At 63.8% G+C, this 14,488-nt stretch carries 16 protein-coding genes; 12 read left to right on the plus strand and 4 right to left on the minus strand.

Annotated elements, in window-relative coordinates; all coding sequences use genetic code 11:
* Positions 1–53: 53 nt before the first annotated feature.
* Complete coding sequence (locus tag K359_RS0119510; RefSeq protein WP_029080861.1) at positions 54–389, minus strand: PAAR domain-containing protein; 336 nt, start codon at positions 387–389, stop codon at positions 54–56.
* 280 nt (positions 390–669) lie between these two features.
* Between K359_RS0119510 and kdsA the strand changes: the two genes are divergently transcribed.
* Positions 670–1,527, plus strand: coding sequence for a 3-deoxy-8-phosphooctulonate synthase (kdsA, locus tag K359_RS0119515; RefSeq protein ID WP_029080862.1), 858 nt, complete (start codon positions 670–672; stop codon positions 1,525–1,527).
* A gap of 15 nt (positions 1,528–1,542) precedes the next feature.
* Entirely contained in the window at positions 1,543–2,751 is a 1,209-nt protein-coding gene (locus tag K359_RS0119520; RefSeq protein WP_029080863.1) for an MFS transporter, read from the plus strand.
* On the opposite strand, the gene K359_RS64470 is transcribed toward K359_RS0119520, so the two are convergent.
* Positions 2,748–2,930, minus strand: a complete 183-nt coding sequence (locus K359_RS64470) for a hypothetical protein (protein WP_245284664.1) — start codon at positions 2,928–2,930, stop codon at positions 2,748–2,750. The two genes, K359_RS0119520 and K359_RS64470, sit on opposite strands and share 4 nt — an antisense overlap.
* 90 nt (positions 2,931–3,020) lie before the next feature.
* On the opposite strand from K359_RS64470, the gene K359_RS52420 reads away from it, so the two are divergent.
* The 3 genes from K359_RS52420 (at position 3,021) to K359_RS61330 (ending at position 6,070) form a co-directional block, all read left to right on the plus strand.
* Positions 3,021–4,268, plus strand: a complete 1,248-nt coding sequence (locus tag K359_RS52420; protein ID WP_084518453.1) for a hypothetical protein — start codon at positions 3,021–3,023, stop codon at positions 4,266–4,268.
* A gap of 39 nt (positions 4,269–4,307) precedes the next feature.
* Positions 4,308–5,501, plus strand: coding sequence for an aspartate kinase (locus tag K359_RS0119530; RefSeq protein ID WP_029080864.1), 1,194 nt, complete (start codon positions 4,308–4,310; stop codon positions 5,499–5,501).
* A gap of 317 nt (positions 5,502–5,818) precedes the next feature.
* Positions 5,819–6,070: a hypothetical protein gene (locus K359_RS61330; protein ID WP_156928571.1), complete on the plus strand. Its 252-nt coding sequence runs from the start codon at positions 5,819–5,821 to the stop codon at positions 6,068–6,070.
* Between the two features lie 113 nt (positions 6,071–6,183).
* Here the strand turns inward: K359_RS61330 and queF are convergent, their stop codons facing one another.
* Positions 6,184–6,660, minus strand: coding sequence for a preQ(1) synthase (gene queF / locus K359_RS0119540; RefSeq protein ID WP_029080865.1), 477 nt, complete (start codon positions 6,658–6,660; stop codon positions 6,184–6,186).
* A 121-nt stretch (positions 6,661–6,781) separates the two neighbouring features.
* Between queF and eno the strand changes: the two genes are divergently transcribed.
* Positions 6,782–8,065, plus strand: coding sequence for a phosphopyruvate hydratase (gene eno, locus K359_RS0119545; RefSeq protein WP_029080866.1), 1,284 nt, complete (start codon positions 6,782–6,784; stop codon positions 8,063–8,065).
* 48 nt (positions 8,066–8,113) lie between these two features.
* A complete protein-coding gene (locus tag K359_RS0119550) occupies positions 8,114–9,253 on the plus strand; it encodes a zinc-binding dehydrogenase (protein WP_029080867.1) in 1,140 nt (379 codons plus the stop codon).
* Between the two features lie 11 nt (positions 9,254–9,264).
* On the opposite strand, the gene K359_RS0119555 is transcribed toward K359_RS0119550, so the two are convergent.
* A complete protein-coding gene (locus tag K359_RS0119555; protein WP_029080868.1) occupies positions 9,265–10,380 on the minus strand; it encodes a D-alanine--D-alanine ligase family protein in 1,116 nt (371 codons plus the stop codon).
* 256 nt (positions 10,381–10,636) lie between these two features.
* On the opposite strand from K359_RS0119555, the gene K359_RS0119560 reads away from it, so the two are divergent.
* From K359_RS0119560 to K359_RS0119580, 5 genes are all read left to right on the plus strand, one after another.
* On the plus strand, positions 10,637–11,188 hold the full coding sequence (locus tag K359_RS0119560; protein WP_029080869.1) for an NADPH-dependent FMN reductase: 552 nt from the start codon (positions 10,637–10,639) through the stop codon (positions 11,186–11,188).
* 46 nt (positions 11,189–11,234) lie between these two features.
* Complete coding sequence (locus K359_RS0119565; RefSeq protein ID WP_029080870.1) at positions 11,235–11,552, plus strand: septum formation initiator family protein; 318 nt, start codon at positions 11,235–11,237, stop codon at positions 11,550–11,552.
* 159 nt (positions 11,553–11,711) lie between these two features.
* Positions 11,712–12,731 carry a pyruvate dehydrogenase (acetyl-transferring) E1 component subunit alpha gene (gene pdhA, locus K359_RS0119570; protein ID WP_029080871.1) on the plus strand — a complete coding sequence of 340 codons (1,020 nt, stop codon included), beginning with the start codon at positions 11,712–11,714 and terminating at the stop codon, positions 12,729–12,731.
* A 46-nt stretch (positions 12,732–12,777) separates the two neighbouring features.
* Positions 12,778–14,175 (plus strand): pyruvate dehydrogenase complex E1 component subunit beta, encoded by a 1,398-nt coding sequence (locus tag K359_RS0119575; protein ID WP_029080872.1) that lies wholly within the window; start codon positions 12,778–12,780, stop codon positions 14,173–14,175.
* Positions 14,176–14,180: 5 nt separating this feature from the next.
* Entirely contained in the window at positions 14,181–14,486 is a 306-nt protein-coding gene (locus K359_RS0119580) for a DUF5076 domain-containing protein (RefSeq protein WP_029080873.1), read from the plus strand.
* Positions 14,487–14,488: the final 2 nt, after the last annotated feature.

Raw genomic sequence — 14,488 nt, forward strand, 5'->3', positions numbered from 1 at the left:
GCGGGGGTGAGGGGCGTGATGACGACATCTCGTCGCGCCTGACCGCGGGACGCCTAGTCCGCGCAGCCCGAGGTCTGGTCGCCTTCGCGGACCATCGGCTTGCCGTTGATGAAAACGCCGTGGCTGCCCGAGGTGGTCTTGCCGCCGCAATGCGTGCGGTCGCCGATCACGACCGCCGGCTTGCCGTTGATCAGGACGTTGGGCACGCCTTCGACCAGCGGGCCGCCGTTGCTGGTGGTGTCGCCGCTGCGCGCCGCCGGCTTGCCGTTGATGGTGACGCCTGCGGCGCCGCTGGTGACGACCCCGGGCTGGCTGCTGGCCTGACCGTGCGAAAGGCCCGACGTCGCCGACAGGGCGGCCACGGCTCCGATCATCAGCGAAATGCGCATGTCGTCCTCTCGTCGTTCCCCTTGGGAATCTATTCCGGCCCAGTCTAGAGCCTTTTCCCCTTCGATTGAATCGGAACGGGCTCTGGATTTGTTGTTTTGACGCGTTTTCTTCACGTGAACCGGTACCCACTTCGCTCGAAAACACTCTAGAAGGGGCGGCTGGGGCAGGATTGTGATAGCACGGCGCACCCACGGCGTCAGCGCAACCCCCTCATCGTGCTGGATGGCTTGATCCATCCGGCGCGGGATTGCATGGTCGCCGCCAAAAGGATGCAGCATTTTGACCAATCAGGTTTCCGCGCCCGCCGCCGCGCCGATCGTTGCCGTCGGATCAGCCAAGTTCGGCAACGCCTTGCCCATTTCCATCATCGCAGGTCCCTGCCAGCTCGAGAGCCGTGCACACGCGCTTGAGGTGGCGTCGGCGCTGAAGGAGATCGCTATCAGGCTCAAGATCGGTCTGGTGTACAAGACCTCGTTCGACAAGGCGAACCGCACCAGCGCGTCGGCCCAGCGCGGCATCGGGCTGAAGCAGGCGCTGCCGATCTTCGCCGAGATTCGGTCCTCGCTCGGGTTGCCAGTGCTGACCGACGTGCATGAACCTGACCAGTGTGCCGACGTGGCGCAGGCGGTCGATGTGCTGCAGATCCCGGCCTTCCTGTGCCGGCAGACCGATCTCTTGCTGGCGGCGGCCGCGACCGGCAAGGTCGTCAACGTCAAGAAGGGCCAGTTCCTGGCGCCGTGGGACATGACGAATGTGGTCAGCAAGATCACCGGCGCCGGCAACGCCAAGGTGCTGGTCACCGAGCGCGGCGCGTCGTTCGGTTACAACACGCTGGTGTCAGATATGCGCGCGCTGCCGATCCTGGCGCGCACGACCGGTGCGCCGGTCATCTTCGACGCCACCCATTCGGTGCAGCAGCCGGGCGGCAAAGGCGCCTCGTCGGGCGGCGAGCGCGAATTCGTCCCGGTGCTGGCGCGCGCCGCGGTCGCGGTCGGCATCGCCGGCGTGTTCATCGAGACCCATCCCGATCCGGATCACGCGCCGTCCGACGGCCCCAACATGGTGCCGCTCCGCGAATTCGAATCCCTCGTCAAGCGGCTGATGCAGTTCGACGCGCTCGCCAAGACGGCTGCCTGACCGGCGGACAACGACATGACCGCAACCAGCGGCATGCCGCCGGCCCTCAATGTCATCACGCTGGCGACGTTCGCGGCGAGCCTGTCGGTGCGTGCGCTCGATCCGGTGCTGCCGCATGTCGCGGAGGATTTCGGTGTCAGCATCGCGACTGCGGCGAGCTTTGCCGCGGTGTTCGCCTTCACCTTTGCCGCGGTCCAGCCGGCGATCGGCGCCGCCGCCGATCTGTTCGGCAAGGCGCGGCTGATGACGATCTGCCTCGGGCTGCTCGGCATCGCCAACATCCTCGGCGCGTTCTCGACCTCGTTCCCGATGCTATTCGTGACCCGCATCCTTGCCGGCATCGGTTCGGGCGGTGTGTTTCCGGTGGCGCTGTCCTTGACCAGCGATCTGGTCGGTCCGGACAAGCGGCAGCTCGCGATCGGGCGAACGCTGGCGGGCTCGATGACCGGCAATCTGCTCGGCGCCACGGCCTCCGGCCTGATCGGCGATCTGCTCGGCTGGCGCGGCGTGCTCGCGGTGCTCGGCGGTCTCGTGATCATCGTCGCGCTCGCGGTCGCGGCCGGCTTCCGCGGTGCTGAGCTGAACCGTCCGCCGCGCACCAGCCTGAAGGCGCTGCGCCACGGCTATCGCACCATCTTCACCAATCCGAACGCGCGCATCTGCTATTCGGCTGTCTTCATCGAAGGCTGCTGCGTGCTCGGGCTGTTTCCCTTCGTCGCCGCGTTCCTGTTCGAGCTCGGTGAGACCTCGCTGTCGATCGCCGGCATCGTGATCGCGGGATTCGCCATCGGCGGATTGCTCTACACGCTGACGGTGTCGCGCATGCTGCCGTGGCTCGGCGTGAGGGGCATGATGATCGCAGGCGCGACGCTAGTCGCCATGCAACTGGCCGGCGCGGCCTTCGGGCTGCACTGGAAGCTGCAGATGGCGAGCCTCTTGGTGATGGGCCTCGGCTTCTACATGATCCACGGCTGCCTGCAGGTGTTTGCGAGCGAATTGTCGGTCGAGGCGCGCGCCACCGCGCTGTCGTTGCACTCGTTCTTCTTCTTCATGGGCCAGACCGTCGGCCCGATCGCCTATGGCTTCGGCCTGCAACACGCCGGCAAGACTGCGACGCTGGTCTCGGCCGCCGCCGTGATGGTCGTGCTCGGCTTCATCTGCGCAAGATTCCTGAAGCAGCGGCGACCGGCCGATGCCGATGCTCGGCTTGACGTCGAGCCCTAAGCGATCCCTTTGGTCATGTACTCATAAACGTCAGTTTTTGGGACAACGCGGCGCAACCCGACGTCGGCGCGATGGCTGAACACGCTTACCTCGGAGAATGCACAACAGGTTCGTAGCGGCCGTGCGTTGCGTTCGAGCAACACTTTTTTGGAAAGCGCAGGGCCAATGGTTTCCGCCATTGCGCGGCTTCATTTTGATCCGAATGATCGATGCTGTCGCGTGCTTGGCTGTGCAGCAGGGCTCGGATCGAGCCGTTTGGAGGCTACGGGATGATGGACCCGCGGCGAATTGCGACGGTGACGCCGGAGTTGTGCGGGACGGTTATTCTCGCAGGTTGGCTCTTTGCCTGGCTTGCTGGCTCTGTCGGCATCGAGAACACCGCGGCAATGTCGATCGAGGGCAGCCGCGCACCATCTCTCACCGCCGACGCCGAACTGGTTGATACGCCACAGGCAACCGCAATCGGCAAGGTCGCCAACTTGAACGCCGACGTGGGGATGGCTGCTGAACCGGTGACGGGATCGGCCTCCGCCACGACGGACACGCCGCAGGCAGCCGTCATGGGCAACGCCGTCGCTGTCGCCAGCGCCGAAGGGGCGATGGCGGTCGAATCGATGCCAGCGACGGCCCCTGATGCGGCGGCGATCTCGAGCGAGCCAAAATCAGTTGTCGTGGCTGCGTTGCCGGATTCGTCGCAGATGCTGCCGGTCGAAACATCGCCGGTGCAGGCGGCGACAGCGAGCGCGCCTCCAGTGTCGAGCGACACCAAGGAGGCCACGAGCCGCCTCGAAATTTTCGATGAATGCCTCGTCGTTGATGTCTGCATCGACCGGTACCTTTGGGCGCTCTACGAGCGGACGCCCAAGGAAGACACCATCAGTGTGCAAGAGCGGCGGAAGGTGACGGTCAAGAGGAAGCGCAAGACGGTGACTGTCACCAGGACCTTCACCAGGCGCGTCGATAACGATTTCACGTGGAAGGATCCGAAGGCTGCGGAAAGAATGGGCATGCCGATGATCGACTACGTGATTGGAGGAATGGATCGGAGCTTCAAGCTCAAGCTCTTTCATGCGCTTTACGCGGCTGAGCAGGCCGGGCTGTCGCCCGGCATAACCAGCGCGTTCCGCGATGATTACCGTCAATCGATCGCGAGCGGCCTGAAGGCGGCGAGCGACAAGTCATACCATGGAGGGAGCTTCCGCGGCGGCTATGGCCACGGGCTTGCCGCCGATGTCGTCAGCGTCAACGGCGCGACACGGGCGCAGCGTTGGGTTTCCACTGAGGCCCTTTGGAAATGGATCGATGCGCGCGGATCGGATTTTGGCATCGGGCGACCCTATCTCGATCGAGATCCGCCGCATGTCGCACCGATAGACGGCAAGGAATACACCGCCCGTCGCGGCGGGACGAAAGCTCAACAAGCGGCAGCGGATGTCAAGAAGCGTAACCGGGTCGCTCTGCGGGTCGTAGCGAAACAACGAAAAACCGCCAAAGTGTCGAAGGGGAGAACGATCTGATCCGGTTCAGCTGCGCCTTTCAACACGACGCGGGCAAGAATGCGTAGCAATCCCATCATCGTGCAAAAATACGGCGGCGCCTGTCTCGAAACACCGGCAAAAATCCGCGCAGTCGCGAGCAGTGTCGCCGATTTGCATGGCCGTGGTCATCGTGTCGTGGCGATCGTTTCAGCGATGGGCAAGACCACCGACGAACTCGTCAGGATGGCCTATCAGGTCAGCCCGCATCCCAATCGCCGGGAACTCGATATGTTATTGACCACCGGCGAGCGCATCAGCATGTCCTTGATGAGCATGGCGCTGTCTGATCTCGGCGTGCCGGCGATCAGCTTTACCGGCAGTCAAGCCGGAGTGATGACCGACGAATCCCATTCCTCCGCACGCATTCTGGATGTGCGGCCCGTTCGCGTGATCGAAGAGCTCGATCGCGGACGCATCGTGGTTTTGGCAGGCTTTCAGGGCGTGAATCCGGTGACCAAAGAAATCACGACGCTGGGCCGGGGCGGCAGCGATACCACCGCGGTCGCCATGGCTGCGGCGCTCAAAGCGGAGTGCTGTGAAATTATCAAGGAGGTCGACGGAGTTTGCTCGGCTGATCCGCGCATCGTCTCGGATGCAAAACCCTTGCGTCAGCTGGATTTCGCATCGTTATCCGAAATGTGTTTCTGGGGCGCCAAGGTCTTGCATTTTCGCAGCGTGGAGCTGGCCCACAGCCAAAATGTCCCTTTGGTCTTGAGAAAGTGGGGCGGCGCTCGGCACAGCACGCAAGTGATGCAGGAGGTTGCGGACATGGAGAACGGAAAAGTCTTGGCCGTCAATTCGATGGCTCGCATTGAGCATGTCGAGATCGATTCGGCGGACCTCAATCAAGGCTTTGAGAAGTTCGCGCAGCATCTCAAGCAGAATGGCTTGCCTTGGCCGCAACTCCTCGCCTCGGCTTTCACCGCCGGAAAAACCCGCATCATGATGACTTGCGATTCGGAGACACTCGACACCTTGCTTCGCACGCTGGAAAGCAGCAAAGACTTGCGCAAGCAGCGCGAGACGCTGAGCTCGGTGAGCCTCACTTGCTTCGGCGGCATTTCGTCAGACCTGCCATATAAGGCGATTCAGATTCTGCAACATCACGGGATTATCGCCGACAAGTATGTTTTGTCGTCGCATTCCGTAAGTTTCTTTGTTCCGGTGGAGAGCCGAGATGCTGCGGTCAAGGCTTTGCATTCGCTGATCTAGTTGAAATTTGGTGAGGGGCGTTGACGCCGGACGAGGCGAGGACGTCGAGCCATGGCGATCTCCAGGACCTGTACTCAATAGCGTCAGCTCGCGAGCGACGGCGTTTGATCCGAAGCCGACATCCACCGCGTCATCATTGCGATTGCGGGATGCGGCTTGGGAGCGCGAGGTTCGTGACGTCCCTGTGCGCGAACGACCGAAGTCACCTGGTCGATCGTGCGTGCGGATAGCTGCGCTGGAGTGTCGCAGTCGGTCTCTGACAAATGTATCGATTTCAACAGTAATGTCCCGTCCTCGAGCTTACTGCGGAGCCGGTCATGGCTTCAAAGCTGTCTTTGGGCACTGTCGCGCTGATACTGGTCGGAGCAACGGTGCTTTTGATCGCAAGTCGGCCACCTGCGTGGATCGTGCTGCTGCTCGGTTCGTTCGCGCTGGCGGTGCTGTATATCGTCGCGAGAACGAGGTCGCGTTACGATCCGCTCGATCCGCGCTTCGGTAGCTGCATCCCGCCGATTTCCAGGCCTAAGACCAGCGGCGGCGATGTATCCGACCACGACAGCGACGCCTGACCTCGATCAGATGCGGATGATGCGGAGAGGTCCGCTTCCGGCCCAAGACCGACATGCATTCTCGTCGCCTTTCCAAGGGCAGGCAGGGGTGCCGAAATTAACGTGTGCCCGACCTAGCCTCGCCCGCGATAGGGCGCGACGCCCTGATCGGGAACCCAGATGCCCTTGGGCAGCCGGCCGGTCTGGAAGAACACGTCGATCGGGATGCCGCCGCGCGGATACCAGTAGCCGCCGATGCGCAGCCATTTCGGCTTGATCTCGTCTGATATCCGTCGGCCGATCATGACAGTGCAGTCCTCATGGAATGCGCCATGGTTGCGGAAACTCGCCGCAAACAGCTTCAGCGATTTGGATTCCAGCAGCCAGTGGCCCGGCACATAGTCGATCACCAGATGGGCGAAATCCGGCTGTCCCGTCACCGGGCAGATAGAGGTGAATTCCGGCACCGTGAAGCGCACCAGATAATCGGTACCGGCCTGCGGATTGGGCACGCGGTCGAGCTGAGCCTTTTCCGGCGCGTCGGGCCATTCCACCGCACGGCCGAGTTGCAGGCCGGGGGAGGTCGTTGATTTGCTGGATTTCTTCGCCATTCGGGTCTCCGTGGCGTCCTCTTAGCCAATGATGGCGCCCCCGTCACCCGGCCTTTTCCCCCTCGATGCATTGCGCTAGAAGCACCGCCATCCGCCCCCCTCACTGCCACAAGAGGTTCTCATGACTGACATCGTCGACATCATCGGCCGCGAAATCCTGGATAGCCGCGGTAATCCCACGGTCGAGGTCGATGTGGTGCTGGAGGACGGGTCGATCGGTCGCGCGGCGGTGCCGTCAGGCGCCTCCACCGGCGCCCACGAGGCGGTGGAACTGCGCGACGGCGACAAGTCGCGCTATCTCGGCAAGGGCGTCGAGAAGGCGGTTGCCGCCATCAACGGCGAGATCTTCGAGGCACTTAGCGACCAGGCCGCCGAGGAGCAAGTCGCGATCGACCAGATCATGATCGATCTCGACGGCACGCCGAACAAGAGCCGGCTTGGGGCCAATGCCATCCTCGGCGTTTCGCTCGCCTGCGCCAAGGCGGCCGCCGAGTCCTTCGACATGCCGCTGTATCGTTACGTCGGCGGCACCTCGGCGCGGACGCTGCCGGTGCCGATGATGAACATCATCAATGGCGGTGTGCATGCCGACAATCCGATCGACTTCCAGGAATTCATGATCCTGCCGGTCGGCGCCACGTCGTTTGCCGAAGCGCTGCGTTGCGGTTCGGAAATCTTCCACACGCTGCGCGGCGAACTGAAGAAGGCCGGCCACAACACCAATGTCGGCGACGAGGGTGGTTTTGCGCCGAACCTGCCGTCGGCCGACGCCGCGCTCGAGTTCATCATGAACGCAATCGGCAAGGCCGGCTACAAGGCCGGCGGCGACGTCCTGCTCGGCCTCGACTGCGCCTCCACCGAATTCTTCAAGGAAGGGTCCTACGTCTATGGCGGCGAGAACAAGACCCGCTCGCGTTCGGAGCAGGTGAAATATCTCGCCGATCTCGTCAGCCGCTATCCGATCGTCACCATCGAGGACGGCATGTCGGAAGACGACATGGACGGCTGGAAGGAACTGACGGATGCGATCGGCAAGACGTGCCAGCTGGTCGGCGACGACCTGTTCGTCACCAACGTGACGCGGCTTGCCGACGGCATCAAGAATGGCCGCGGCAATTCGATCCTGGTCAAGGTCAACCAGATCGGCACCCTGACCGAGACGCTTGCGGCGATCGAGATGGCCTACAAGGCCGGGTACACCGCCGTGATGTCGCACCGCTCCGGCGAGACTGAGGACTCCACGATCGCCGACCTCGCGGTCGCGACCAATTGCGGGCAGATCAAAACCGGCTCGTTGGCGCGCTCCGACCGTACCGCCAAGTACAACCAGCTACTGCGGATCGAGCAGCAGCTCGGCACCCAGGCGAAATACGCCGGCAGGGCGGCCTTGAAGGCGCTGGCCTAGCGCCCCAACTTGATCGGGATCTAACAAACGCAAAAAAGGGAGGTCGGGATGAGTGACGGCAAGAGCGGTCTGCAGCTGCGTTCGCTGCTCAAGAAGAATGGCGAACTCGAGATATCGCTGGTCAATGTCCCGACCCCCGAGCCCGGCCCCGACGAGGTCGTGGTCCGGGTCGAGGCGGCCCCGATCAATCCGTCCGACCTCGGGCTCCTGATCGGCCCGGCCGACATGGCGGCCGCCAAGGCCTCCGGCAGCAGGGAATTGCCTGTCGTGACCGCGCGCGTGCCGGAAGCGGCGCTGTCTGGCCTCGCCGCACGGCTCGACGAGTCGATGCCGGTCGGCAATGAAGGTGCCGGCGTCGTGATCAGGACCGGCTCGTCGGACGCGGCGAAAGCGCTCATGGGCCGCACGGTCGCGATGATCGGCGGCGCGATGTATGCGCAGTACCGCACGCTGCGCGTCAACGAATGCCTGCCGCTGCCCGACGGCATCACGCCGGCGGAAGGCGCGTCCTGCTTCGTCAATCCGCTGACAGCGCTCGGCATGACCGAGACGATGCGGCGCGAGGGACACAAGGCACTGGTGCACACGGCCGCCGCATCCAATCTCGGCCAGATGCTCAACAAGATCTGCCTCAAGGACGGCATCGGCCTCGTCAACATCGTGCGCAACAGGGAGCAGGCCGAGATCCTGCACAGGATCGGCGCCAAGCATGTCGTCGATTCCAGTGCGCCCGATTTTATGGATAAGCTCACCAACGCGCTGGTCGAGACCGGCGCGACGATCGCCTTCGATGCGATCGGCGGCGGCAAGCTGGCGGGCGATATCCTTATCGCGATGGAGACCGCGATCAACAAGACCGCCAAGGCCTACAGCCGCTACGGTTCGAATGTGCACAAGCAGGTCTACGTCTATGGCGGCCTCGATACCCGTCCGATCGAGCTGCCGCGGGGCTTCGGCATGGCCTGGGGCGTCGGCGGCTGGCTGCTATTCCCGTTCCTGATGAAGATCGGTCCGGAGGCCGGCAACAAGCTGCGCCAGCGCGTGGTGGCGGAGCTGAAGACCACTTTCGCCAGCCACTACACCAAGGTGGTCTCACTGCAGGAGACCTTGCAGCTCGACAACATCGCGGTCTATGGCAAGCGCGCGACCGGCGAGAAATTCCTGATCAATCCGAACAAGGGTGCGTAACGCAGCGGCGTCTATTCGCGCTCGAATGCCAGCTTCCTGGAGCGCTTGTGGCGCTCCAGGGCGTGGCCGATCAGAACATCCATCAGCTCGGATTGCGGCAGGCCGCTGGCCTCCCACAGCCGCGGATACATGCTGATGTTGGTGAAGCCGGGCAGGGTGTTTGCCTCGTTCACGAATGCCTGCTCGCCGTGGAGGAAGAAGTCGATCCGCGCCATGCCTTCGCAGCCGAGCACGCCGAACGTCTTGATCGCGAGCTCCCTGATGGTTTCGGCGACGGCAGCCGGCACTTTGGCCGGCACCTGAAGCAGCGCGCCATCGGCATCGAGATACTTCGCGTCGTAGGAGTAGAAGCCGTGCTTGTCGGACGGAACGATCTCGCCGAGCTGGGAGGCACGGATGCGGCCCTCGGCATCCTCGAGCACGGAGCATTCGACCTCCCGGATCGGCGCGACACAGCGCTCGATCAGGATCTTCGTGTCGAAGCGCAATGCCAAGCTGCAGCCCGCCTCGAACTCCTCCGCGGTGCGCGCCTTCGACACGCCGACCGATGATCCCATGTTGGCGGGCTTGACGAAGACCTCCCGCGACCCCAGCGCGCGGACCGCATCTTCGTAGCTGATGGGAGCCGCGGCCGACATCGCGACAAAGGGGACGATCGGCAATCCCGCCTCGCGCATCAGGCGCTTGGCGACGTCCTTGTCCATTCCGGCCGCCGAGCCCATCACGCGCGAGCCGACATAGGCGACGTCGGATAATTCCAGCGCGCCCTGCACCGTGCCATCCTCGCCGTTCGGGCCATGCAGGACCGGGAAGACGACATCGAAGGCCGGCAATTCCGCAGGCCCCGCCGCCTGTCCCTGAAGCACCACGACGCGGCCCTGTCCGCCCGGCAACAGCGCGAGTTGCGGTCCATGGTCCGGAATAGTCAACGCGCCGCCACCTGCGCCGGCGCCGTTTCCCGCATCGGCGACAATCCAGCGGCCATCGCGGGTGATGCCGATCGCCGTGGCGTCATAGCGATCCGGGTCGAGCGAGCGAAGCACGTTCGCTGCCGACGCCCGCGAGACGTCGTGCTCGGCGGAACGGCCACCGAACAGGATTGCGACCCGTGTCTTGCGCTCTGGCATTGTTCAGCCTCTCGGCGGTAGGCAGGTGATGCAGGAACCCGCGGCAGTATGCTCGGACGAAGATGTCGACAATTTGCTACACATGCTCCAGACCGGCGTTTCAGGGCCGCCTGGATGGGCGAGGTCCCGGTGTTCAGGTCAGTTTTGCAAACGCTGCGTTTCCAGAATTGGGCGTTTCATGCACTTGCATCTTTCTCGCCGCACCGGTAGGTGAGGACCACCAATCCGGTTTCACGTGCACCCCAGGGGATTAGCTATGGCCTATAACATCGTCACCATCGTCGGCAGCATCCGCAAGCAGAGCTTCTCGCTCAAGATCGCCAATGCGCTGGCCAAGCTCGCGCCGGCCTCGCTGAAGCTCGACGTGACGACCCTCGAGGGCATTTCCTTCTTCAACCAGGACCTCGAGGCGGCGCCGCCGGCGGACTGGCTGGCCTTCCGCGAAAAGCTGCAGAAGTCGAACGGCGTGCTGTTCGTGACCCCTGAATACAACCGCTCGGTCCCGGGCGTGCTGAAGAACGCCATCGACGTCGCATCGCGGCCCTATGGCAAGAGCTCATTCCAGGGCAAGCCGACCGGCATCATCTCCAACTCGCCGGGCACGCTCGGCGGCGTCAGCGCGGCGAAGCACCTGCAGAACATCCTGCCGGGCATTTCCGGCCCGATCCTCGGCCAGCCGGAAACCTACCTCAACGGCGTCGGCGATGCCTTCGACGACCAGGGCGAGCTGACCAAGGACGCGCTCAAGACGGTGTTGCAGCAGTACCTCGTCGCCTTCGCAGCCTTCGTCGAGAAGCAGAACGGCTAATCAAATTTAGCATTCCATTAACCGCCATGGCCGCATCGTCGCGGCCATGGTTTCCCGCACGCGCCTCAAATCGATTCTGTCCGGCCTTGCCCTCTACACGCTGGCAGCGCTGATGGTCGGCTATTTCGGCGTCAACGCCTACACCGGCAAATACGGCCTGAACGCGCGGCAGGAGCTCGACCAGGAAATCATCGCGCTGACCTCGGAGCTGGCGCGACTGAAGAAGGAGCGGGCCGAGGGCGAGCAGCGGGTGTCGCTGTTGCGCTCGGACCGGGTCGATCCCGATATGCTGGACGAGCGTGCGCGCTTCCAGCTCGACTACGCAAATCCGCGTGATCTGGTTCGGATCAACAAGTCGAACTGACGCGTTCTCAAATTTCAAAAACACCCGCGCGCTATCACAAAAATGTCGCGCTGCGTTGCAGTGCGGCATAGCAAAATTCCATCCGGCGAACGCAATCCTTCCAAGGCGATTTGAGTTGGGTTAGAGAGGGTTCTTCGACTTCTCTCACCCGGAATTGCCATGGCCGCACCCAAGAAAAGCGTCGCAAAAGAATCAGGGCAGGAGAAGGCTGGCTCGCCGCCCGAATTCACCAGGGAGCAGGAGCTCAAGGCGCTGCGGGACATGCTCCTGATCCGGCGCTTCGAGGAGAAGGCCGGTCAGCTTTACGGCATGGGTGCGATCGGCGGCTTCTGCCATCTCTATATCGGTCAGGAAGCCGTTGTGGTCGGCATGCAGATGGCGCTGAAGCCGGGCGACGAGGTCATCACCGGCTACCGGGACCATGGCCACATGCTGGCTTGCGACATGGAAGCCAGGGGCGTGATGGCTGAATTGACCGGACGCCGCGGCGGCTATTCCCGCGGCAAGGGCGGCTCCATGCACATGTTCAGCAAGGAGAAGAATTTCTACGGCGGTCACGGCATCGTCGGCGCGCAGGTGTCGCTCGGCACCGGCTTGGCGTTCGCGAACCGCTATCGCGGCAACGATGCCGTCAGCGTGACCTATTTCGGCGACGGCGCGGCCAACCAGGGCCAGGTCTATGAAAGCTTCAACATGGCGGAGCTGTGGAAGCTGCCGGTGATCTATGTCATCGAGAACAATCGCTATGCGATGGGCACCGCGGTGTCGCGCGCATCGGCGCAGCAGGACTTCTCCAAGCGCGGCGCTTCCTTCAACATTCCCGGCAAGCAGGTCGACGGCATGGACGTGCGCGCGGTGAAGGCCGCCGCCGATGAGGCCACGGCCTGGTGTCGCGGCGGCAATGGTCCGATGATTTTGGAGATGCAGACCTACCGCTACCGCGGCCACTCGATGTCCGATCCGGCGAAGTACCGCACCCGTGAGGAGGTCGAGAAGGTCCGTCACGATCAGGACCCGATCGAGCAGGTGCGCACTCGCTTGCTGGCCGCCGGCGTCAGCGAGCAGGACTTGAAGGCGATCGACGCCGAGGTGCGCGAGATCGTCAACGAAGCCGCCGACTTCGCGCAGCACGATCCGGAGCCCGATCCGTCCGAGCTCTACACCGACATCTACCGCTGACCTCATCCGCGCAGACTAAATTTCAAGACCGATTTCGGGAGCCGATATGCCCATTCAAGTGCTGATGCCTGCGCTGTCGCCCACCATGGAGAAGGGCAACCTCGCCAAATGGCTGAAAAAGGAAGGCGAGACCATCAAGTCCGGTGACGTCATCGCCGAGATCGAGACCGACAAGGCGACGATGGAGGTCGAGGCAACCGACGAGGGCACGCTCGGCAAAATCCTGATTCCGGAAGGCACCGCCGACGTCGCGGTGAACACGCCGATCGCCACCATCCTGGCCGACGGCGAAAGCGCCGCCGACCTCGCCAAGGTGCCCGCAGCTCCCGCGCCGCAGCCGAAGGCCGCGGAGGCGACGCCTGCTGCCGAAGCCAGGGCGGAAGCGCCGCAGCCCGCGGCGAAGGCGCCGGCCGCGCCGGTCAGCGAGGCGCTGCCCGATCCGGAAATTCCCGCAGGCACCGAGATGGTCACGCAGACCATCCGCGAGGCGCTGCGCGATGCGATGGCCGAGGAGATGCGGCGCGACGGCGACGTCTTCATCATGGGCGAGGAGGTCGCGGAGTATCAGGGCGCCTACAAGGTGACGCAGGGCCTGCTGCAGGAGTTCGGCGCCCGGCGCGTGATCGACACCCCGATCACCGAGCACGGCTTTGCCGGCATCGGCGTCGGCGCGGCGATGGCGGGCCTGAAGCCGATCGTCGAATTCATGACCTGGAATTTCGCGATGCAGGCGATCGACCAGATCATCAACTCCGCCGCCAAGACGCTCTATATGTCCGGCGGCCAGATGGGCTGCTCGATCGTGTTCCGCGGTCCGAACGGCGCCGCCGCGCGCGTCGCCGCCCAGCACAGCCAGGACTACGCCGCCTGGTACTCGCAGATCCCGGGTCTGAAGGTGATCGCGCCGTATTCGGCAGCCGACTACAAGGGCCTGCTCAAGGCCGCGATCCGCGATCCCAATCCGGTGATCTTCCTCGAGAACGAGATGCTGTACGGCCACACCGGCGAGGTGCCGAAGCTCGACGATTTCGTGCTGCCGATCGGCAAGGCGCGGATTGCGCGCGCCGGCAAGGACGTCACCATCGTCTCCTGGGCGATGGGCATGTCCTATGCGCTGAAGGCCGCCGATGAACTCGCCAAGGAAGGCATCGAGGCCGAGGTCGTCGATCTCCGCACTATCCGTCCGATGGACACCGACACGATCATCAATTCGGTGAAGAAGACCGGTCGCGCGGTCACGGTGGAGGAGGGCTGGCAGCAGAGCGGCGTCGGCTCCGAGGTCGCGGCGCGCATCATGGAGCACGCGTTCGACTATCTCGACGCGCCGGTGGCGCGGGTCTCCGGCAAGGACGTGCCGATGCCCTATGCCCACAACCTGGAAAAGCTCGCTCTGCCGTCCGTCGCCGAGGTGGTCGCGGCCGCCAAGGCCGTGTCCTACCGGTAACGCCGATGGCCGGTCCCAAGGAGCAGCCGCTGCCGCCTGACGTGATGGGCCGCGAGGACGCCATCGAGGTGCTGCGCGCCTTTGTCGTCGACGGCGGCCTGTCGATCGCGTTCCAGCGCGCCTTCGAGGAGCCGGACATGTGGGGGCTGATGCTCGTCGACATCGCCCGCCACGCCGCACGCGCCTATGCGCGCGAGAGCGAATACACCGAGGACGAGGCGCTCGCGCGCATCGTCGAGATGTTCGAAGCCGAAATCGCCCGGCCGACCGACATGGGCCAAACCAAACCGCGGTCGCAACAAGGTCACTGACA

This window comes from Bradyrhizobium sp. th-b2, from assembly GCF_000426785.1.
GTDB lineage: Bacteria > Pseudomonadota > Alphaproteobacteria > Rhizobiales > Xanthobacteraceae > Bradyrhizobium > Bradyrhizobium septentrionale.